Here is an 18,404-nt window from a genome sequence, read left to right as displayed (position 1 = left end):
TGCTCGGCATCAATTGGCCAGCAGGTTCACCGCCGCGGAGAACTGGCGCGGCAAGGCTGCGGCGGCCGGGACGATGCGGGACCTGATGGCGGGGACGGCCCCGGCTCGGACCAGAACCTCGGTCAGCAGCCGGTAGCGACGGGTCAACGTGCGCCACCTGCGGTCGTAGTCCTCGACCCGGGCGTGGACGATGCAGTCGACCAAGGCCTCGGCGGCGCTGAACGCCAACCCCAGACCCTCGCCGGTCAATGCGTCGACGTAGCCGGCAGCGTCGCCGACCAGCAGCACCCGGCCCGCTACCCGGGTCCGCGCCTGCTGCCGTAGCGGCCCGGCTGCCAGGTCGGGCCCGAAGTCATGTCCCGCGACGCGCTGCCGCAGCTCGTCGAACGCCGCGAATTTCGCCTCGAAACCCCCGCGGCCGGCCGACAGGATCGCGATACCGACGCAGTCGTCAGCCACGGGCGTCACGTACGCCTCGGCCTCGCGGCTCCAGTGCACCTCGACGTTGTCGGTCCACGGCGCCAGCTGTACATGCCGGCGGATACCCCAGCGGCGCGGGCCCGCGGCGGGCCGCGCCAACCCGAGGTCGCGACGGATCGTCGAGTGCAGGCCGTCGGCCGCCACCAGGTAGCGGGCCCGCAGCCCGGCGCACCGCACGCCGGTCGCGTCCTGGCTGATCTCACCGGCCGCACCCTGGACGATCTTCACCCCGGCCGCGCGCGCCGCGTTGCTCATCGCGGCGTGCAGCGTCGTCCGGCGGATCCCGCGGCCGACCCCGTTCCGAAACGCGGCCTCGACCCGTGTCGCCCCCGCGTGATAGCTGATTCCGCGCAGCGTCCGGCCGGGCGCCTCCACACCCAGCCGGTCGAGCTGGGCGAGGGAATGCGGCATCAGGCCCTCGCCGCAGGCCTTGTCGAGCGTGCCCGTACGTCGCTCGACGACGACCGCTTCCAGGCCGGCATGCGCCGCATACAGCGACGTGGCGAGCCCCGCCGGACCGCCGCCGATCACGAGCAGGTCGATCACGACAGACTCGCCAGCGCGGCGTTCTCGACCCGCAGGCGCGTGCGCAGGAGCACCGCGTTGAGCACCGTGAACAGCGCCGCCGTCAGCCACGCGGTGTGCACCAGGGGCAGCGCGAATCCCTCGATCACCACGGCCACGTAATTGGGATGCGACAGCCACCGGTACGGACCCGCGACCACCCGCGTGGCTCCCGGGACGACGATGACGCGGGTATTCCACTGCGGCCCGAGCGTGACGATGCACCACCACCGCAGGGCCTGCGTCGCCAGGACCACCGCCAGCATCGGCCAGCCCAGCGCGGGGAGGAACGGCCGGTCGAGCAGCAGCGGTTCGAGCACGCACCCCACCAGCAGTCCGACGTGCAGCACCACCATGAACGGGTAGTGGCCGAAGCCGTGTTCGGTGCCGCCGCGCGCCAGCGACCAGGCCAGGTTGCGCTTGGACACGACGAGCTCGACGAGCCGTTCGAGGGCGACGGCCGCGATCAGCGCCAGGTACCAGCCCACGGGTTCAGCGCCACCGCAGTAGGACCAGTTCGGAGCAGAAGCCCGGGCCCATCGCCATCATCAGCCCGAGACTCCCCGGAGGTGGACGCTTGGCGATGGTGTCGTGCAGGACGTGCAGCACCGAGGCCGACGACAGGTTGCCGACCTCGGCAAGGGACCGCCACGTCAGCTCGAGGGCGTCGTCGGGCAGGCCGAGTGTCGCGGTGATCGCCTCGATCACCTTGGGCCCGCCGGGATGGCTGACCCACGTGGTGATGTCGCTGGTCTCGAGGCCATGTGCGGCAAGGAAATTGGTGACGTCGTCACCGAGGTAGGTCTCGATGACCTTGGGTACGTCAGGGGAGAGCACCAGGTGGAAGCCACCCGAGTCGATGTCCCAGCCCATCGTCCGTTCCGAGTCGGGGTAGAGGTGGCTGCGGGAATCGAGCACCTCCGGACCAGGGGCGGCGACGGTCGCGGCACGCCGGTCTCCGACCATGACGACGGCACCGGCTCCGTCACCGAACAGGCTGGAGCCGACGACGGTCGCAATCGACGGCTCGGCCTGCGCGGTGCGCCCGACCCGGCGGCGCCGGCGACGCAGCCCAGCCCGAACAGCGGCACCCGCCGGACATCGGGGCGTAGGCCGATCAGACCAGCGATCCGGGCGTCGAGCGTCGGCACCGCCACGCCGGTGACGGTGGTGGTGTAGATGATGTCGACGTCGGCGGGTTTCAGGCCGGCGTCGTCGAGGGCACCTTGGATCGCGGCGCAGCCGAGGGCCACGGCGTGTTCGATGAAGACATCGTTGGCGTGGCCGAAGTCCGTCAGGTCCGGATAGTCCGCGAGCGGCAGGACGGTGTGCCGGGTTTCGACCCTGGCGCTGCGATGCAGTTTGCGGATCGCGTCCGCGTGCTCGGCGTAGCCGGGAAGCTCCAGCAGCGCATCGGTGATTTGCTCCTGCGTGTGGCGGTGGGGCGGCAGTTCGCTACGGACACTTGCGATTACGCTCATCATCCCTCCTATACCCAGATCACGAGATCCAGACCGCGCGGGTTCACCTTTCGTGGGTCACGGAACTGGGCCGAACCCGGAACGGCTTGTGCCAGGATGAGTCCGGGGGAGGGGAATGTTCATGCGAACACGGGTCATTTTGGCGTGCGGGGTCGCCGCCGTCATCGTCGTGCCGAGTGCCGGCTGCCAGTCCGACTCTGGCAGCCCAGCGCCGGCCGGATCATCCAGCTCATCGACTGCCGCGCCGACGACCACTGGGACACCGCCGCCGCCGACGTCGTCGGCTCCACCGCCGCCGGCCGGGCCGTTGGTGCAGATGGAACAGCTGACAGGATTGCTGCCCAGTGCCGCAGAGGCCGGTGCCGCCGTCAACATCCCGAACCTCAGCGCCACCGAGTCCCACGACACGTTGAGCCTGCTGCCCGACGACTACGTCTCGGACATGTCCTGTGTGGGCGCCATCGCCGACGCCGCGATCCAGCCCTACTCGGACAGCCCTGTCGTCAAGGTCCGCACCCAGGACTACGCGCCGGGCGACGGATCGAACAGTGCCACGGTCATCACGTCGGCGATCCTCTACGAGACCGTGCAGGATGCCCGCGACATGGTCGCCGCGACGGTGGCCGGGTGGCAGGCGTGCGCCGGCAAATCCGTCCAGGTGAAGACCATGCCGGCACCCTCGACGTTCACCATCGGCACCGCAGCCGCGACCGGTGATCTCCACACGCTGATCGACACCCGGACCGCCCCGCCCGATTTTTCCTGCGGCCGGGGCATCACGTCACGCAACAACGTGGTGATCGACCTGACGGTGTGCGGCAAAGACCCCGCAGCGGTAGGCGCGGGCACGCAGGCGGCACTGGGCCAGATCGCGGCGAAGGTGCCGGCATGACCGCCCCAATGCCCTCCCGCGCTGAAAAGCGCTGCGCACCAATGTTTTTTGCGATCACCGCAACGGCCGCTCTGCTGGCCGGGTGCGACTCGTCCGTCAACGGCAGTCCCGTCGCTGCTCCGGTGGCGTCGGGTAGCGCGCCGGCCGCCACCGCTACCGCTCCGGCGCAGGCCCCGGGCACGCTGCTGCCCGCGGACCTGCCGCGCGTCATGCTGCCGATCGAGGAGCTCCGGAACATCACGAAGGCGCCGTCGCTGGTGAAGATCGCCACGTGGCGGCATCTGGGTGTTGGACTGGGCATCACGTTCACACCGCCGCAGTGCGGTGTCGTCGCCAGTAACAGCCTGCAGGTCATGTTCGGCGGCAGCAGTCCAACCGGTGTGCTGTACCCGAATTACATGAGTACGGAGCAGCCGCTGGTCCAGGTCTATCCGGGTGCGGTGACCTTTCCGGATCCGGCCGCGGCGCGTGCCCTGATCGCCGCCCAGCTGCCGGTGTGGCAGCAATGCGCCAACTCGGACGTCACGATCAAGACGGTCGATGGCACCGCGGCCCAGCACAACAACGCGCTGCAGGCCACCGCCGACACGCTGACCTTGCCCATCACCATCGGGGGCAACTACCAGTGCGTACGAACCCTGGCCGCCAGGAACAACGTCGTCTTCGACAACGTCGTCTGCGCGCCGAGCCTCAGCGGTGAAGATGCGACGATCCTGAACGCAATGGTCGCCAAGCTTCCACGCTGACCGAAGTAGGCTGGGACACATGCTGATTGGTTCGCACGTCGACAACACCGATCCTCTGGCCGCGGCCGCTGCCGACGGCGCCGATGTGGTGCAGTTCTTCCTGGGCAACCCGCAGAGCTGGAAGAAGCCCGCGCCCCGCGAGGACGCCGAGACGCTACGTGCGTCCGCTGTACCTCTCTATGTGCACGCGCCGTACCTGATCAATGTCGCGTCGGCCAACAACAAGGTGCGCATCCCGTCGCGCAAGATTTTGCAGGACACCTGCGACGCCGCGAGCGCGATCGGCGCGACGGCCGTGATCGTGCACGGCGGGCACGCCGATGACAACGACATGGACGCCGGCTTCGAGCGGTGGGTGAAGGCGCTCGACGCGCTCAAGACCGACGTGCCCGTCTACCTGGAGAACACCGCGGGCGGCGATCACGCCATGGCTCGGCACTTCGACACCATCGCCCGGCTGTGGGACCGCATCGGGGACAAGGGCATCGGGTTCTGCCTGGACACGTGCCACGCCTGGGCGGCGGGGGAGGCGCTGGTCGACGCCGTCGAGCGCATCAAGACCATCACGGGCCGCATTGATCTGGTGCACTGCAACGACTCCCGTGATGCCGCCGGCTCCGGGGCCGACCGGCACGCCAACTTCGGCATGGGGCAAATCGACCCGCAGTTGCTGGCTGCCGTGGTGCGCGCTGCGGACGCCCCGGTCATCTGCGAGACGTCCGAGGACGGACGCAAAGACGACATCGCGTTCCTCCGCGAGAACGTTTAGTCCGCACAGTCAATTGTGGTAGACCCTTCGGGTGCAAGACGCCAACACTGAGGTAGCAGAGACCCCCGACGCCGGATATGAACGTGGCCTGTCTGCGCGCACCGTGCAGATGATCGCGATCGGCGGGGCCATCGGAACCGGCCTGTTCTACGGCGCGGGCGGGGCCATCGAGAAGGCCGGCCCGGCGCTGATCCTGGCCTACCTGCTGGCCGGTCTCGCGGTGTTCGTCATCATGCGGGCGCTCGGTGAGTTGCTGGTGTACCGCCCGGTGTCGGGCAGCATCTCGGAGTACGCCGAGGAGTTCATGGGCCGGTTCGCCGGGTTCGCGAACGGCTGGACGTACTGGGCGGTGTGGGCGACGACCTGCATGGCCGAGATCACCGTCGCCGGTAAGTACGTGCAGTACTGGCCGTGGGGGCACGACATCCCGCAGTGGGTGACGGCGCTGGTCGTCCTGTTGGTGCTGTTCGTGGCGAACCTGATCTCGGTGAAGATCTTCGGTGAGGCCGAGTTCTGGTTCTCGATGATCAAGGTCACCGCGATCATCGGCATGATCCTCATCGGCATCGGGGTCCTGTTGCCGATCGCCGGATTCGGCCCGGCCACCGGTCCGAGCGTGACGAACCTGTGGAACGACGGCGGCTTCTTCCCGACGGGCTTCAGCTCGGCGTTGCTGAGCCTGCAGATCGTGGTGTTCGCCTACGTCGGTGTCGAGCTGGTCGGTGTCACCGCGGGTGAGGCCGAGAACCCGAAGGTGACGCTGCGCAAGGCCATCAACACGCTGCCCTTCCGCATCGGCCTGTTCTACGTCGGCGCGCTGATCGTGATCCTGTCGGTGCAGGGCTGGCGGAATTACCACGCCGGGCAGAGCCCGTTCGTCGCGGTGTTCCAGTACCTCAACATTCCGGCGGCCGCGGGCATCGTGAACTTCATCCTGCTGACGGCGGCGCTGTCGTCATGCAACTCGGGGATCTATTCGACGGGCCGCATGGTGCGCAGCCTGGCCCAGCGCGGTGATGCACCCGCCGGCCTGCAGGCGCTGAGCAGCCGGCACGTGCCGATGCTCGCCATCTGCTTCTCGGTCCTGACCATGGGCGTCGGCGTCCTGGTGAATTACCTGTCGCCGGACAAGGCGTTCGCGTACATCACCTCGGTGTCGACCATCGGCATCATCTTCGTGTGGGGCTCGATCCTGGTGTCGCACCTGATCTATCGCCGGCGGGTCGCCGAGGGCGTGTTGCCGGCATCGGATTACCGACTGCCCGGGGCGCCTGTCACGACGTTCCTGGCGCTCGGCTTCCTGGCGCTGGTGGTCGTGCTGCTGTTCCTCACCGACGACGGACGGACCGCGATCCTGGTGGGTGCCATCTGGTTCGTCATCGTGACGCTGGGGTACTTCGTGCACCGCGGTGATCGCGCCACCGAGGTCGTAACGCGCCACTAGCGGCTATATACAGTTCTTGTGCGACTGTCGTAAATATGTAACATTGAAGGCATGACCGATCGCCCATTGCTCCTCGCGTCCGCGGACACGCATGTCGTCACCAATCAGGTTCCGCCGCTCGAGAACTACAACCCCGCGACCTTCCCGGCGCTCGCCGAGGCGCTGATCCGCGAGGGCGGGGAGTGGGGCGTCGACGAGGTGCACGCCGTCGGCGAACTCGGCGGCAGTCGCAAAGCGCAGCGCTGGGGTGAACTCGCGGACCGCAACGTCCCGATCCTGCACACGCACGACCGCTACGGGCACCGCGTCGACGAGGTCGAGTACGACCCCGCCTACCACCATCTGATGAACGCCGCGGTGACGCACGGCCTGCACGGCGCACCCTGGGCCGACGACCGTCCGGGCGCGCACGTCGTCCGCGCGGCGAAGATGTCGGCCTGGACCCCGGAGCCGGGACACGTCTGCCCGATCTCGATGACCTACGCCGTCGTGCCGGCGCTGCGGTTCAACCCCGAACTGTCGAAGATCTACGAACCGCTGCTGACCAGCCGGGTGTACGACCCCGACCTGAAAGTGCCTGCCACCAAAGCAGGTATCACCGCCGGCATGTCGATGACCGAGAAGCAGGGCGGCTCCGACGTCCGCGCCGGCACCACTCAGGCCACGCCCAACGGCGACGGCAGCTACTCGCTGCGCGGCCACAAGTGGTTTACGTCGGCACCGATGGGCGACATGTTCCTCGTCCTCGCCCAGGCGCCCGGGGGACTGTCGTGCTTCTTCCTGCCCCGCGTGCTGCCCGACGGCACCCGCAACCGCATGTTCATCCAGCGGCTCAAGGACAAGCTCGGCAATCACGCCAACGCCTCCAGCGAGATCGAGTACGACGGTGCGACGGTCTGGCTGGTCGGTGAAGAAGGCCGCGGCGTGCCGACCATCATCGAGATGGTCAACCTGACCCGCCTGGACTGCACGCTGGGCAGCGCCACCAGCATGCGCACCGGTCTGACGCAGGCCGTGCACCACGCCCAGCACCGGAAGGCCTTCGGCGCGTACCTGATCGATCAGCCACTGATGCGCAATGTGCTGGCCGACATGGCCGTCGAGGCCGAGGCGGCCACCATGCTGGCGATGCGCATGGCCGGCGCCACCGACCGCGCCGTGCGCGGTGACGAGCGCGAAAGCCTCTTCCGCCGAATCGGTTTGGCCGCGGCGAAGTACTGGGTGTGCAAGCGCGCGACGCCGCACGCCGCGGAGGCCATGGAGTGCTTCGGCGGCAACGGTTATGCCGAGGAATCGGGCATGCCGCGACTGTACCGCGAGGCGCCGCTGATGGGCATCTGGGAAGGCTCGGGCAACGTCAGCGCGCTCGACACGCTGCGTGCCATGGCCACCAAGCCCGAGTGCATCGAGGTGCTGTTCGACGAATTGGCGCAGGCGCAGGACCTCCGCCTGGACGCCCACGTAAACGCGCTCAAGGCGCAGCTCACCGATCCGCAGACGCTCGAATACCGCGGACGCAAAGTGGCAGAGGACATCTCGCTGGCCCTGCAGGGCGCGCTGCTGGTTCGCCATGGCCACCCCGCGGTGGCCGAGGCGTTCCTGGTCAGCCGCCTCGACCGCCAGTGGGGTGGCGCATTCGGCACGCTGCCGACGGGCCTCGACCTCGCACCCATCATCGAACGCGCCCTGGTCAAGGGCTGATTTCTACTGCCGAACTGGGGTGCCCCCAGCTCTCGGAAAGGTGAGTTTGTGGATTTCGACAGCCTGAAGACCATGACCTACGAGGTCACCGATCGCGTCGCCCGGATCACGTTCAACCGTCCGGAAAAGGGCAACTCGATCGTGGCGGACACCCCGCTGGAGCTGGCCGCGTGCGTCGAGCGGGCCGACCTCGATCCGAACGTGCACGTGATCCTGGTGTCCGGCCGGGGCGAAGGCTTTTGCGCCGGTTTCGATTTGAGCGCGTACGCCGACGGCACCGGAGCCGCCGGCGGCGCGGAGCACCAGGGCACGGTGCTCGACGGCAAGACCCAGGCCGTCAACCACCTGCCGAACCAGCCCTGGGACCCGATGATCGACTATCAGATGATGAGTCGCTTCGTCCGCGGCTTCTCGAGCCTGATGCACTGCGACAAGCCGACAGTGGTCAAGATTCACGGCTACTGCGTGGCCGGCGGCACGGACATCGCGCTGCACGCCGACCAGGTGATCGCGGCCTCCGACGCCAAGATCGGCTATCCGCCGATGCGGGTGTGGGGCGTGCCCGCCGCCGGGCTGTGGGCGCATCGCCTCGGTGACCAGCGCGCGAAACGCCTGCTGTTCACGGGGGATTGCATCACCGGGGCGCAGGCCGCCGAGTGGGGTTTGGCGGTCGAGGCCCCGGAGCCCGAGGACCTGGAGGAGCGCACCGAGCGGCTTGTCGCCCGGATCGCGGCGATGCCCGTCAACCAGCTGATCATGGCGAAGCTCGCGTGCAACACGTCGCTGCTGCAGCAGGGGATCGCGACCAGCCGGATGGTCAGCACGGTGTTCGACGGCATCGCCCGGCACACGCCCGAGGGCCACGCGTTCGTCGCCGACGCCGTCGAGCACGGGTTCCGGCAGGCGGTGCGGCACCGTGATGATCCGTTCGGGGATGCGGGCCGGGTTGCCTCCGGGGTCTGACGGCCATGGCTGATCTGAAGCGGATGACCGCGCGGTCGGTGGTGCTGAGCGTCCTGCTGGGTGCTCACCCGGCGTGGGCTTCCGCGGCCGAGTTGGTGCGGCTCACTTCGGATTTCGACATCAAGGAGCAGACGCTGCGGGTGGCGCTGACCAGGATGGTCAGCGCCGGCGACCTGGTGCGCTCGGCCGACGGCTACCGGCTCGCCGACCGCCTGCTGGCGCGGCAACGCCGGCAGGATGCCGCCATCGACCCGAAAACCCGCCCGTGGCATGGTGACTGGACGACGGTCGTCATCACCACCATCGGCGCTGATGCGCGCACGCGGGCCGACCTGCGAAACGATCTGCTGCAGAACCGGTTCGGAGAACTCCGCGAGGGCCTGTGGCTGCGCCCGGCCAATCTGGCCACCGATCTCCCCGAGGAGATCACGGCGAATGCCCGGGTACTGACCAGCCGCGACGACGACCCCGCGGGGCTGGTCGCGCTCTTGTGGGACCTGCCCTCCTGGATCGCCACCGCACAGCAACTGCTCGACGAGATCGCCTCGGCGACAGACATTCCCGGCCGCTTCGTCGCCGCGGCCGCAATCGTGCGGCACCTGTTGGCCGACCCGGTCCTGCCCGCAGAACTGCTCCCGGCCGACTGGCCCGGACAGCAGCTGCGGCAGGCCTACGCAGACTTCGCCGCCGAACTGACCGGGCGGCGCGATGAACCGATGGAGGCATCATGACCGAGCCCGTGCGTGTCGAGAAGAACGGACCGGTGACGACCGTCATCATCGACCGGCCCGCAGCCCGCAACGCCGTCAACGGACCGACGGCAGCGGCGCTCTACCAGGCGTTCGACGAATTCGACCGTGACGACTCCGCATCCGTCGCGGTGCTGTGGGGAGATCACGGAACCTTCTGCGCCGGAGCCGATCTCAAGGCGTTCGGCACCCCGGAGATGAACCAGACGCACCGGACGGGGCCCGGGCCCATGGGGCCGAGCCGGATGATGTTGTCCAAGCCCGTCATCGCCGCGGTCAGCGGCTACGCCGTCGCCGGGGGACTGGAGCTCGCGGTGTGGTGCGACCTGCGGGTCGTCGAGGAGGATGCGACGTTCGGGGTGTTCTGCCGGCGTTGGGGCGTCCCGCTCATCGACGGCGGCACGGTCCGGTTGCCGCGGCTGATCGGGCACAGTCGCGCGATGGACCTGATCCTCACCGGCCGCGCCGTCGACGCCGCCGAAGCGCTGCAGATCGGCTTGGCCAATCGGGTGGTGCCGCACGGGCAGGCCCGCGAGAAGGCCGAAGAACTGGCCCACCAGTTGGCCGCGCTGCCGCAGTTGTGCCTGCGGGCCGACCGGATGTCCGCGCTCCGCCAGTGGGGTGAATCCGAGGAATCCGCAATGGAATTCGAATTTGCCAGTCTGGTGCAGGTGGCCGAGGAGTCGATCGCCGGCGCGCAGCGGTTCGCCGGCGGAGCGGGCCGGCACGGCGCTCAGGCGTGAAAGCTAGCCCTTGGTGACGGTGTTGCCGGTCCCGGTGTTGGTGACCTTCGGCGACCCGTCCTTGTAGGTGACGGTGGCGTGCATGCCGACGACGTCGAGCTCCTGGTCGACCTTGTCGAAGGTCACTTTGTTGTCGGTACCGCCGATGTTGGCCTTCGCGCAGGTGCCCTTGACCGTCAGTGTGTTGTTGGCACCGCCGACAGTCAGTGATTTGCCGTTGGCGCAATCGATTTCGCGCGTTGTCCCCACTGCGCTGTAGTTGATGGTGTTGCCGACCTCGACCTGTGCCGTGGTGGGGGCCGCGGACGTGCCGCCGGTGCCTGCAGCGCTCGAACTCGCGCCACCGGTCTTGCTGTCCTGCGATCCGCAGCCGGTCAGCACCAGGGCGGCAGTGGCGACGATGCCCGCCGCGATCGCGATTCGGTTGGCGGTCATGCGGTGTCCCTCCGTGTCGGCGTTACTGGCACCTGGTGCGGACGCGGTCAGGGAATCTTGTTCAGCCGGTTGCCCAGACCCAGTTGGCGTCCGATGTCGATCAGTGCCGGATCCCCATTGTGGAACATCACGTTCTGATCGAAGCCGTAGACGGTGACGTCGTTGACGACCGTGTCGGCGATGACGGTGTTGTGCGAGCCCTGGACGGTCACCGCCCAGCAGGTGCCGAAGGCGGTGATGATGTTGCCGGTTCCGTTGACGAACAAGGTGCCGTTGTGGCAGTCGAGGGTCTGGGTGATGCCCTGCCCGGTGATGTGGGTGTCGTCGTTGACCGCAGCGGCGTTCGGTGCGCCGACCGTGAGCGGGACCGTCAGCAGTCCGGCAACCAATGCGGTTCCCCATGCTCTACGACTCACGATGGTCCCCTTCGTTCTGGTCTGGCAATGTTGTGCACCGTTGTTCGGTATCTGGGAGCCTACGTTGCGAGGTAGGTGCTGCGGAGGCGGTTCGCCCGTTCTGTGGGACTCGCCATGAGACGCGGTTACAGGTTGCGCCCAAATGGCGACGTATCCGCAGCGTCTAGAGGTTAGAGTCATTAGTTAGCTGGCCGCGCCGCGGCCGGTGGAACCGAGAACCGAACACCGGAGGAACGGGCAGATGGCACCACGGCCAGAGTCGCAAGCGGTTGGGGAAACCCGACCGGCTGCGCCGGCGCGGTCGCGGGCGACGGCGCGGACCACCAAGCTCAGCCGGGACTCGATCGTCAACGCGGCCCTGACGTTCCTGGACCGCGAGGGCTGGGACGCACTGACCATCAACGCGCTGGCCAACCAGCTGGGCACCAAGGGCCCGTCGTTGTACAACCATGTGCAAAGCCTTGATGACCTGCGCCGAACGGTTCGGATGCGCGTCATCGACGACATCATCGGCATGCTCAACACCGTGGGTGAGGGGCGCAGCCGGGACGACGCGGTGATGTCGATGGCCAGCGCCTACCGCAGCTATGCCCATCACCATCCGGGCCGGTACTCGGCGTTCACCCGGATGCCGCTGGGCGGCGACGACCCCGAGTACACGGCGGCGACGCACGCGGCAGCGGGACCGATCATCGAGGTGCTGGCCTCGTACGGCTTGGACGGCGAGAACGCGTTCTACGCGGCGCTGGAGTTCTGGTCGGCGTTGCACGGTTTCGTGCTGCTGGAGATGACAGGCGTGATGGACGGCGTCGACACCGACGTGGTGTTCACCGAGATGTTGCTCCGATTGGCGCGAGGGATGGCTCAGCGCGACTGAGCCGGGATTCGTCACTTCCCGGCTAGCTCGGTCATCGGGCTGATGCCCTCCGCTCGGCCCATGGCCGCGTTGGATTGATGCTTGCTCAGGCATGGTTCGGATACTGTTGCGGCGGAACGACACTCCGCGGCTTACTCATCGCATCAACGGCCCAGCACGCCAGGCAGCCCCCGATGAAAACGCCGATGTTGGCCAGCCAGAAGCCGAACCACACGGGCTGGCCGATGCCTTCGTGTTGCTGGTACCAGACCGACCACCAGATCAACAGCGCCGTCGGAATCAGTCCGACAGCCCAGGCGCCCTGCCGTCGTGAAATACCCCATGCCAGGACGAACACGAATGCCGAGATCGTCGCCGCATTCACCAGCAAGGGCATCAGGTCCGTCGGCGGCACCGAGTAGCTGACGCCCTCGTAGTACTTCTTGGTGGACAACAGCTTGATGAGGTTGACGTCACCGGACGGGCTGGTGGCCAGACCGTGCAGGACGACGCCGCACAACGCGACAAGTACGGTCGGCACCCGGCGCGCCGGAGTGATTGCACGGGCTGCCGCGCAGATCAAGAAGAAGGCATTGAGGCCGTTGAGAATCCACCACGGCTGCCAGACCGAGCTGAAGCTGGTCGAGTTGTAGACCGCGACGTACGCCAGCAGGCTGGGCACGAGCATGAGGATGCTGGGCAGTGCGCTGGTGCCGGTAGCCGGCCTGGCGGCAGCGGCGGGGTACGTGGGTGTGGGATAGCCGGGATGGCCGTACGCCTGCGGTGCCGTCGGCATGCCGGGTGCGGGCGGCGCAACCGGCGTAACGGGTGCCACGGGTGCGGCCGGCCGCGGCGTCGTCATCTGTTGCATGGCCGTGCGGGCGGCGTTCTGAAATTGGGCTTCCAGGCCGTGGGCCCGTTGCGGATTGCGCCCGCGGTAGACCAGGTATGCGCCGCCGCCGGTCGGGATCAGCAGTATCAGCACCCAGCCGGCAGTGCCGAACGCCGACACCAGGAACCATTTGATGATATGCAGCCCGACGGCGGCGGCCATGGCGATTCCGGCGACCTTCAAGCCTTGAGTGACGTCGGTCGGAGGCCGCGCTGGTGCGGGTTGAGCGTAGGGATCAGTCACGTTGGGGCTCCACGTTTTTCGAGGCGGTCGTCAGACCCGGGCGTTGCGTGTCCACGCATCGAACAGTTCGCGATCGAAATTCTCGTGCCGCATGCGCAGGTCCATGTACGCCACCATCTGCAGGGTGCGCGTGTAGGCGATGAGCAATGAGAGCGCCACGATGAAGAACACGCCGATGCCGATGCCGCCCAGTGCAATCGAGACGAAAAACGACGACAACAGCAGCAGGGGGATGACGCAGATCGCCCACATCGCATGGATGCCGAGGATCCGGGTCCAGTCGAGCTTGACCAGTTCGAAGGAGCGCCGGAACGAGTCGACGACCCCGCGGCCTTCCATCACCACGACGATGGGCGACAGGCTGAGCATGATGCCCACCGCGAAGTTGAAGGCGAACAGCAGGATCATCACCGGGACCACCGCGGCCGGTGCGGTGAACAGCGTGGCGACGATTCCGAAGTAGAAGATCGCGTCGGTGAGGAAAAAGATCGTGTAGAACGCCAGGGTCAGCCGCACGACGGCGAACATCCGCTGCCGGGCCAACGGCAGCACGGTGGCGAGTCGAATCTGCTCTCCGGACACTGCCTTGTGCGTGACGATGACGGACAGCGCGATCAGCAGGGCGTCGGCCGGCAGCGCGACGGCGTACGTCAGCAGCGTGAGTCCGACGAACATCACCACCACCACGGTGCCGATGGACCCAGTCGAGCTGAACGTCGTATCCATCGCCTGCATCAGCACCGTCGTTCCGAGCGTGAGGACGATGCCGAAAACCACCGCGAATGCAGTCAGGATGACGGCCGGCACCCCGACCAGGGTGGGCCAGTTTCGCGACAACACCGCCCAGGCGCTGCGAAACATCTCTGTGAATGTCATTGAGCGGAACGGCATGTACGGCACGGGAGCGGGCCGTCCGGCGGCACCGCCTGTCGATGGTTGTCCAGGTGCAGGGGGTGCGAGCCGGTACCGGGCCAACACGTCGGCGATGTCGGGCGGCCACTGGGTGCCGCGGGCCTGCAGGTACCACGCGCCGTACGCGCACCCGCCCACCGCGAGGATCCACCCGAGACCGGACACCAGCGACGCCAAGGCTGCGAATCCGGCCAACCCCCACATGGCGTGGTGGGGCTTCAGGTCGAAGATCAGCGGCCGGCCGCCGACGAGGGGAGCTGCGCCGGCATATCCGGTCGCCGGGATCGGGTTGGTGACGGGGTTGACGGTCGGCTGCGTGATCGGCGGGATCGGTGCGGCGGGCGCAGCGGGTGCGGCCCGGTTCGGTGGCGGTACAGGTGGCGGTACAGGCGTCGGTGGCTGCACCGGCTTCGACGCTTGCTGTGGGGGAGTGTTCGGCGTCGCGATACGAGGTGAAGTGGTGCCGCTGTAGGTCGTCCCGGCGCGGAACCGGCTGGCGGGTAGAGCGTTGGTTCGAGCCGCTTGTGGAGTTACTGTTGGTGCGCCCCATGGCTTTTCATTGTCGGCATCGGGATGATCGCTCATGCTGGGTCCTTGCGCTGGAATCTGCCGTCAACATCGCCGCCGGTTAGCTGCTGACGCAGATATTAGATTGCTGACGGCCCAGTTTCCGCGAAAATTTGTCCGCCGTTCGGATGAAAACGCCCAGCACCGACTACGCCGCAGGACCCCAGGCGCCGCTTGGTGTGGGCATTCGCTGAACCGGTTCGCACCACCGTCTGGTCGCCGGGGCGAGGGCGAATGCCATGGTGACTACCGCTCCGATGGCAGGAAGCAAGTTGAACAACATGGTCATCGCCGCGTAGCTGTTGAGAGTGTGCGACGCCGATGAGGCTTCTTCCGTGCCCAACGATCCGATGAAGCCAGATCCGATGCGCATGAAGCCATAGATTCCGAGAGTCCAAAACAATTGCACCGCAATGGTAAGCAGGCAGCCGGCCACGATCATCTGGCGGCCGCGGAGTCGGTGCCGCAGCAGCTTGATCCCGCCGATCAACAACAAGATTGGGCCGATGGTCGACACCACGCCGAGTGCCGCCGTCAGCGCGATTGTGCCGTCATCGCCGATCGGCTGGGGTGATGAGGTGGCCATCAAGATCAACCCGGCCAGGGACGCTGCGCCGATAACGGCGTACGTTCCGTTGTAGACCACCCCGATAAAGCTCAGCACTGCCGCGGTGATCGCGGTGCCACCGGGGCCGGCGTACTGCTGCTTCACCGGATATCCGACCGGGTAGCCGGTGGCAGGCGAGGAGGCTGGCTGCGGAAATCCGCTGACGGGCGGCTGTGCGGCGGCCGGCGTGTAGAAGCCTTGCGAAGTGGCCACCGGGCCGGGGGACGAGGACGTGGGCGGCGCGTAGTCGGCCGGAGCGGGTCGCGCTGCCGGTGGTGTGTAGAAGCCGGGCGGCGTGGTCGCCGGTGCGAACGACGACGGCTCCGGTTCCGCCGTGCCACCGTAGGTGTATCCCGCGCCGAACTTGCTCGGCGGCAGTTCTGTTCCCATGCCGTGCCTTCCGCTGCGGACGTGGTCGTCAGTTCCGGCCTGTAGGTTCGCTGGAAGTTATCAGGTCGTTGGCCTCGTTCCCGGCGATCTTGAGCCGGTTTCGGATGATTCAGACGAACGGATGACGTGCCGGTTGGCCTGCGTGTTTCATGTCGCGTGACGACGGATGTGGGGAGATTGATGTCGGACGACCCGAACGCGTGGCAGTCGGCGCCCGGCATGCCGCCGCCAGCAATGCCGCACGGTGCGCAGCCGCCGTGGCAACCGCAGGTGCCGCAATGGCAACCGCAGGCGACAGTTCCCGTGAACCGGCCAGGGGTGCCGCGGTGGCTCGTCGGCATCGTCTTGGCGGTGCTGGTCCTGAGCTATGGCGTGGTCGTCTTCGTCACCAAGGACATTTGGCGGGCCGCCCCACCTCGACCGGTTGTCGACGCCACGTTCGCGGTGCAGCCCGAGCGGGGCTCGGCCACGACGCCCGACGCGCTCGAAGGAACGCGCAAGGCCCTCGAATCGCGGGTCCGCCACCTCGGCGGTCATGGCGTGGCGGTCCGGCTCGACGGCACCACCCTCAAGGTCACAGCCACCGACGTGACCGAGGCCCAGCTGCGGGGGGTGGCCACCGTCGGCCGCCTCTATATAAGGCCGGTGATCCACACGATCGCGGCCAAGCCCGATGCGACGACGGCGCCCCGGACCCCGCAGGTTGCCGACAGTCAGCGCATCGCCGACGAGAAAGAACTCCGGCAGAGTAAGCAGCCGCAGATTCAACTGCTGGCGCTGCAGTTCCAGGCCACCCGCTGCGATCAGCCGGACCTGCTGGCCGACCAGGACGACCCGAACCTGCCGCTGGTGACGTGCTCCGACGACCGCAAACAGGTCTACCTACTGGACAAGTCGATCATCGGCGGCGACCAGATCAAGGATGCGTCGGCCCGGCAGGGCGGGCAGCGCGGCGACTACGTCGTCTTCGTGACGTTCGACGACAAGGCCGCTGACATCTGGTCGACGTTCACGGCGGCCAACATCGGCACCCGGACTGCTTTCGTCGTCGACACGCAGGTGGTCAGCGCGCCGGCGCTGCTGGAACCCATCACGACCGGCCGCACCCAGATCCATGGGCAGTTCACCGCTGATTCGGCCAAGTCGTTCGCCGCGGTGGTGGCCGGCGGGCCCCTTCCGCTGCCGGTATCCGTGGAATCGGTGCAGACGAAACAGATCGCGCCGTCGTTCTGGTCGGTGCCGCGGATTGCGGTTGTCGGTGGCGGTCTGGTGGTGATCTTCGCGGTCATCCTCGGAGTGGTTCTGATGGGTCGACGGGCGTCCCGCCATCTGTAAGGTGTTCGTCACGGTCCTGGCTCCACGGCTCTGACCTGCGGTTTGAGTCCTCTGGGCGGGTTTGGATCGTGGCGGTCCGTACTGGTATCGTGGTGGTTCGTGCCTGGCCGACTGGGCGCTTGCATTCATTGTGTTTGTAGGCAAGCCTGCACGCCGGGCCAATTCGCATGTCCGTGGTGCACCGCAAGGTCTGTGCCTGGCCTCGTGCGACACGCCCGGACGCGGGGTATGCGATCGGACGAAAACCGCAGTACAGAGACTTAAACCGCAGTACGACACGCAACACAGAAAGCCGATAGATGCCAACCATCAACCAGCTGGTCCGCAAGGGTCGCCACGACAAGACCGCCAAGGTCAAGACCGCGGCACTCAAGGGCAGCCCGCAGCGTCGTGGTGTGTGCACCCGCGTGTACACCACCACCCCCAAGAAGCCGAACTCGGCGCTGCGCAAGGTCGCCCGCGTGAAGCTGACGAGCCAGGTTGAGGTCACGGCCTACATCCCGGGTGAAGGCCACAACCTCCAGGAGCACTCGATGGTGCTCGTGCGTGGTGGTCGTGTGAAGGACCTCCCCGGTGTGCGCTACAAGATCATCCGCGGCTCGCTGGACACCCAGGGTGTCAAGAACCGCAAGCAGGCACGCAGCCGTTACGGCGCCAAGAAGGAGAAGAGCTAATGCCACGCAAGGGCCCCGCGCCGAAGCGGCCGCTGGTCAACGACCCGGTCTACGGTTCTCAGCTGGTCACCCAGCTGGTCAACAAGGTGCTGCTGGACGGCAAGAAGTCGCTGGCTGAGCGCATCGTCTACGGCGCCCTGGAGCAGGCTCGCGAGAAGACCGGCACCGACCCGGTCGTGACGCTGAAGCGCGCCATGGACAACGTCAAGCCGTCCCTCGAGGTCCGCAGCCGCCGTGTCGGTGGCGCGACCTACCAGGTGCCGGTCGAGGTTCGTCCGGACCGCTCGACCACGCTGGCGCTGCGCTGGCTGGTCAGCTTCTCGAAGGCTCGCCGCGAGAAGACCATGGTCGAGCGCCTGGCCAACGAAATCCTGGATGCCAGCAATGGCCTGGGTGCCGCCGTCAAGCGACGCGAGGACACCCACAAGATGGCCGAGGCGAACCGGGCCTTCGCGCACTACCGCTGGTGACTCAATCGCCGGCCGCCAATGTCGGCGGCCGGCGCATCTGATTCACAACTGACCGCCCTGTCTGGGCGACGCGGA

General features: G+C 67.4%; 19 protein-coding genes and 1 pseudogene. 12 read left to right on the top strand and 8 right to left on the bottom strand.

Translation table 11 applies throughout. From position 1 onward, the window contains the following. Positions 1–9 precede the first annotated feature (9 nt). From EB75_RS20150 to EB75_RS20140, 3 genes and pseudogenes are all read right to left on the bottom strand, one after another. Positions 10–1,026, bottom strand: a complete 1,017-nt coding sequence (locus EB75_RS20150; RefSeq protein ID WP_073697039.1) for an NAD(P)/FAD-dependent oxidoreductase — start codon at positions 1,024–1,026, stop codon at positions 10–12. Next, entirely contained in the window at positions 1,023–1,532 is a 510-nt protein-coding gene (locus tag EB75_RS20145) for an isoprenylcysteine carboxyl methyltransferase family protein (RefSeq protein WP_073697038.1), read from the bottom strand. The genes EB75_RS20150 and EB75_RS20145 overlap by 4 nt, the downstream gene beginning before the upstream one ends. Before the next feature lie 4 nt (positions 1,533–1,536). Then, positions 1,537–2,525, bottom strand: a pseudogene (locus EB75_RS20140) (type III polyketide synthase). 121 nt (positions 2,526–2,646) lie between these two features. On the opposite strand from EB75_RS20140, the gene EB75_RS20135 reads away from it, so the two are divergent. From EB75_RS20135 to EB75_RS20100, 8 genes are read left to right on the top strand one after another with little or no spacing between them, the layout of a single operon-like run. Further along, a complete protein-coding gene (locus tag EB75_RS20135; protein ID WP_168176076.1) occupies positions 2,647–3,417 on the top strand; it encodes a sensor domain-containing protein in 771 nt (256 codons plus the stop codon). Next, complete coding sequence (locus tag EB75_RS20130) at positions 3,414–4,163, top strand: sensor domain-containing protein (RefSeq protein ID WP_083612439.1); 750 nt, start codon at positions 3,414–3,416, stop codon at positions 4,161–4,163. Before EB75_RS20135 ends, EB75_RS20130 begins: the two co-directional genes overlap by 4 nt. Before the next feature lie 19 nt (positions 4,164–4,182). Next, complete coding sequence (locus EB75_RS20125; protein ID WP_073697035.1) at positions 4,183–4,932, top strand: deoxyribonuclease IV; 750 nt, start codon at positions 4,183–4,185, stop codon at positions 4,930–4,932. A gap of 31 nt (positions 4,933–4,963) precedes the next feature. Next, complete coding sequence (locus EB75_RS20120; RefSeq protein ID WP_073697034.1) at positions 4,964–6,376, top strand: amino acid permease; 1,413 nt, start codon at positions 4,964–4,966, stop codon at positions 6,374–6,376. A gap of 51 nt (positions 6,377–6,427) precedes the next feature. Then, entirely contained in the window at positions 6,428–8,077 is a 1,650-nt protein-coding gene (locus EB75_RS20115) for an acyl-CoA dehydrogenase family protein (protein WP_073697033.1), read from the top strand. 48 nt (positions 8,078–8,125) lie between these two features. After that, positions 8,126–9,040, top strand: coding sequence for a crotonase/enoyl-CoA hydratase family protein (locus EB75_RS20110; RefSeq protein ID WP_073697032.1), 915 nt, complete (start codon positions 8,126–8,128; stop codon positions 9,038–9,040). Positions 9,041–9,045: 5 nt separating this feature from the next. Continuing rightward, complete coding sequence (locus EB75_RS20105) at positions 9,046–9,771, top strand: PaaX family transcriptional regulator C-terminal domain-containing protein (RefSeq protein WP_073697031.1); 726 nt, start codon at positions 9,046–9,048, stop codon at positions 9,769–9,771. Beyond that, on the top strand, positions 9,768–10,532 hold the full coding sequence (locus tag EB75_RS20100) for a crotonase/enoyl-CoA hydratase family protein (protein WP_073697030.1): 765 nt from the start codon (positions 9,768–9,770) through the stop codon (positions 10,530–10,532). The genes EB75_RS20105 and EB75_RS20100 overlap by 4 nt, the downstream gene beginning before the upstream one ends. A 3-nt stretch (positions 10,533–10,535) precedes the next feature. On the opposite strand, the gene EB75_RS20095 is transcribed toward EB75_RS20100, so the two are convergent. Together EB75_RS20095 and EB75_RS20090 are read right to left on the bottom strand one after the other, a co-directional pair. Next, positions 10,536–10,967, bottom strand: coding sequence for a DUF3060 domain-containing protein (locus tag EB75_RS20095; RefSeq protein ID WP_073697029.1), 432 nt, complete (start codon positions 10,965–10,967; stop codon positions 10,536–10,538). Between the two features lie 47 nt (positions 10,968–11,014). Beyond that, positions 11,015–11,383, bottom strand: a complete 369-nt coding sequence (locus tag EB75_RS20090) for a DUF3060 domain-containing protein (RefSeq protein WP_073697028.1) — start codon at positions 11,381–11,383, stop codon at positions 11,015–11,017. Between the two features lie 241 nt (positions 11,384–11,624). Between EB75_RS20090 and EB75_RS20085 the strand changes: the two genes are divergently transcribed. Further along, on the top strand, positions 11,625–12,260 hold the full coding sequence (locus EB75_RS20085; RefSeq protein WP_073697027.1) for a TetR/AcrR family transcriptional regulator: 636 nt from the start codon (positions 11,625–11,627) through the stop codon (positions 12,258–12,260). An 85-nt stretch (positions 12,261–12,345) separates the two neighbouring features. Here the strand turns inward: EB75_RS20085 and EB75_RS20080 are convergent, their stop codons facing one another. The 3 genes from EB75_RS20080 to EB75_RS20070 all read right to left on the bottom strand — a co-directional run bounded on the left by EB75_RS20080 (position 12,346) and on the right by EB75_RS20070 (position 15,850). Further along, the gene (locus EB75_RS20080) at positions 12,346–13,374 is read right to left on the bottom strand and encodes a hypothetical protein (RefSeq protein WP_142239721.1); all 1,029 of its coding nucleotides are present in this window, start codon (positions 13,372–13,374) and stop codon (positions 12,346–12,348) included. 30 nt (positions 13,375–13,404) lie between these two features. Beyond that, a complete protein-coding gene (locus EB75_RS20075; RefSeq protein WP_142239720.1) occupies positions 13,405–14,871 on the bottom strand; it encodes a hypothetical protein in 1,467 nt (488 codons plus the stop codon). Positions 14,872–15,001: 130 nt separating this feature from the next. Further along, on the bottom strand, positions 15,002–15,850 hold the full coding sequence (locus tag EB75_RS20070; RefSeq protein ID WP_073697024.1) for a hypothetical protein: 849 nt from the start codon (positions 15,848–15,850) through the stop codon (positions 15,002–15,004). Positions 15,851–16,030: 180 nt separating this feature from the next. Here EB75_RS20070 and EB75_RS20065 point away from each other — a divergent pair, with 180 nt between their 5' ends. The 3 genes from EB75_RS20065 to rpsG all read left to right on the top strand — a co-directional run bounded on the left by EB75_RS20065 (position 16,031) and on the right by rpsG (position 18,329). Next, a complete protein-coding gene (locus tag EB75_RS20065; protein ID WP_073697023.1) occupies positions 16,031–17,185 on the top strand; it encodes a SecDF P1 head subdomain-containing protein in 1,155 nt (384 codons plus the stop codon). A 299-nt stretch (positions 17,186–17,484) separates the two neighbouring features. Beyond that, positions 17,485–17,859, top strand: a complete 375-nt coding sequence (gene rpsL / locus EB75_RS20060; RefSeq protein WP_020101371.1) for a 30S ribosomal protein S12 — start codon at positions 17,485–17,487, stop codon at positions 17,857–17,859. After that, positions 17,859–18,329, top strand: a complete 471-nt coding sequence (gene rpsG / locus EB75_RS20055; protein WP_020101372.1) for a 30S ribosomal protein S7 — start codon at positions 17,859–17,861, stop codon at positions 18,327–18,329. The genes rpsL and rpsG overlap by 1 nt, the downstream gene beginning before the upstream one ends. Positions 18,330–18,404: the final 75 nt, after the last annotated feature.

This window comes from Mycobacterium sp. ST-F2 (genome assembly GCF_001905655.1).
Taxonomy (GTDB): Bacteria; Actinomycetota; Actinomycetes; order Mycobacteriales; family Mycobacteriaceae; genus Mycobacterium.
The sequence above is the reverse complement of the archived record's forward strand: the minus strand, read 5'-3'. Positions and strand labels throughout refer to the sequence as shown.

Excerpts from the sequence above, each read along its gene's own strand:
- EB75_RS20065 (WP_073697023.1), top strand. The coding sequence starts at position 16,031 with ATGTCGGACGACCCGAACGCGTGGCAGTCGGCGCCCGGCATGCCGCCG.
- EB75_RS20100 (WP_073697030.1), top strand. The coding sequence starts at position 9,768 with ATGACCGAGCCCGTGCGTGTCGAGAAGAACGGACCGGTGACGACCGTC.
- EB75_RS20125 (WP_073697035.1), top strand. The coding sequence starts at position 4,183 with ATGCTGATTGGTTCGCACGTCGACAACACCGATCCTCTGGCCGCGGCC.
- rpsG (WP_020101372.1), top strand. The coding sequence starts at position 17,859 with ATGCCACGCAAGGGCCCCGCGCCGAAGCGGCCGCTGGTCAACGACCCG.
- EB75_RS20075 (WP_142239720.1), bottom strand. The coding sequence starts at position 14,871 with ATGAGCGATCATCCCGATGCCGACAATGAAAAGCCATGGGGCGCACCA.
- EB75_RS20130 (WP_083612439.1), top strand. The coding sequence starts at position 3,414 with ATGACCGCCCCAATGCCCTCCCGCGCTGAAAAGCGCTGCGCACCAATG.
- EB75_RS20095 (WP_073697029.1), bottom strand. The coding sequence starts at position 10,967 with ATGACCGCCAACCGAATCGCGATCGCGGCGGGCATCGTCGCCACTGCC.
- EB75_RS20135 (WP_168176076.1), top strand. The coding sequence starts at position 2,647 with ATGCGAACACGGGTCATTTTGGCGTGCGGGGTCGCCGCCGTCATCGTC.
- rpsL (WP_020101371.1), top strand. The coding sequence starts at position 17,485 with ATGCCAACCATCAACCAGCTGGTCCGCAAGGGTCGCCACGACAAGACC.
- EB75_RS20105 (WP_073697031.1), top strand. The coding sequence starts at position 9,046 with ATGGCTGATCTGAAGCGGATGACCGCGCGGTCGGTGGTGCTGAGCGTC.
- EB75_RS20085 (WP_073697027.1), top strand. The coding sequence starts at position 11,625 with ATGGCACCACGGCCAGAGTCGCAAGCGGTTGGGGAAACCCGACCGGCT.
- EB75_RS20070 (WP_073697024.1), bottom strand. The coding sequence starts at position 15,850 with ATGGGAACAGAACTGCCGCCGAGCAAGTTCGGCGCGGGATACACCTAC.
- EB75_RS20115 (WP_073697033.1), top strand. The coding sequence starts at position 6,428 with ATGACCGATCGCCCATTGCTCCTCGCGTCCGCGGACACGCATGTCGTC.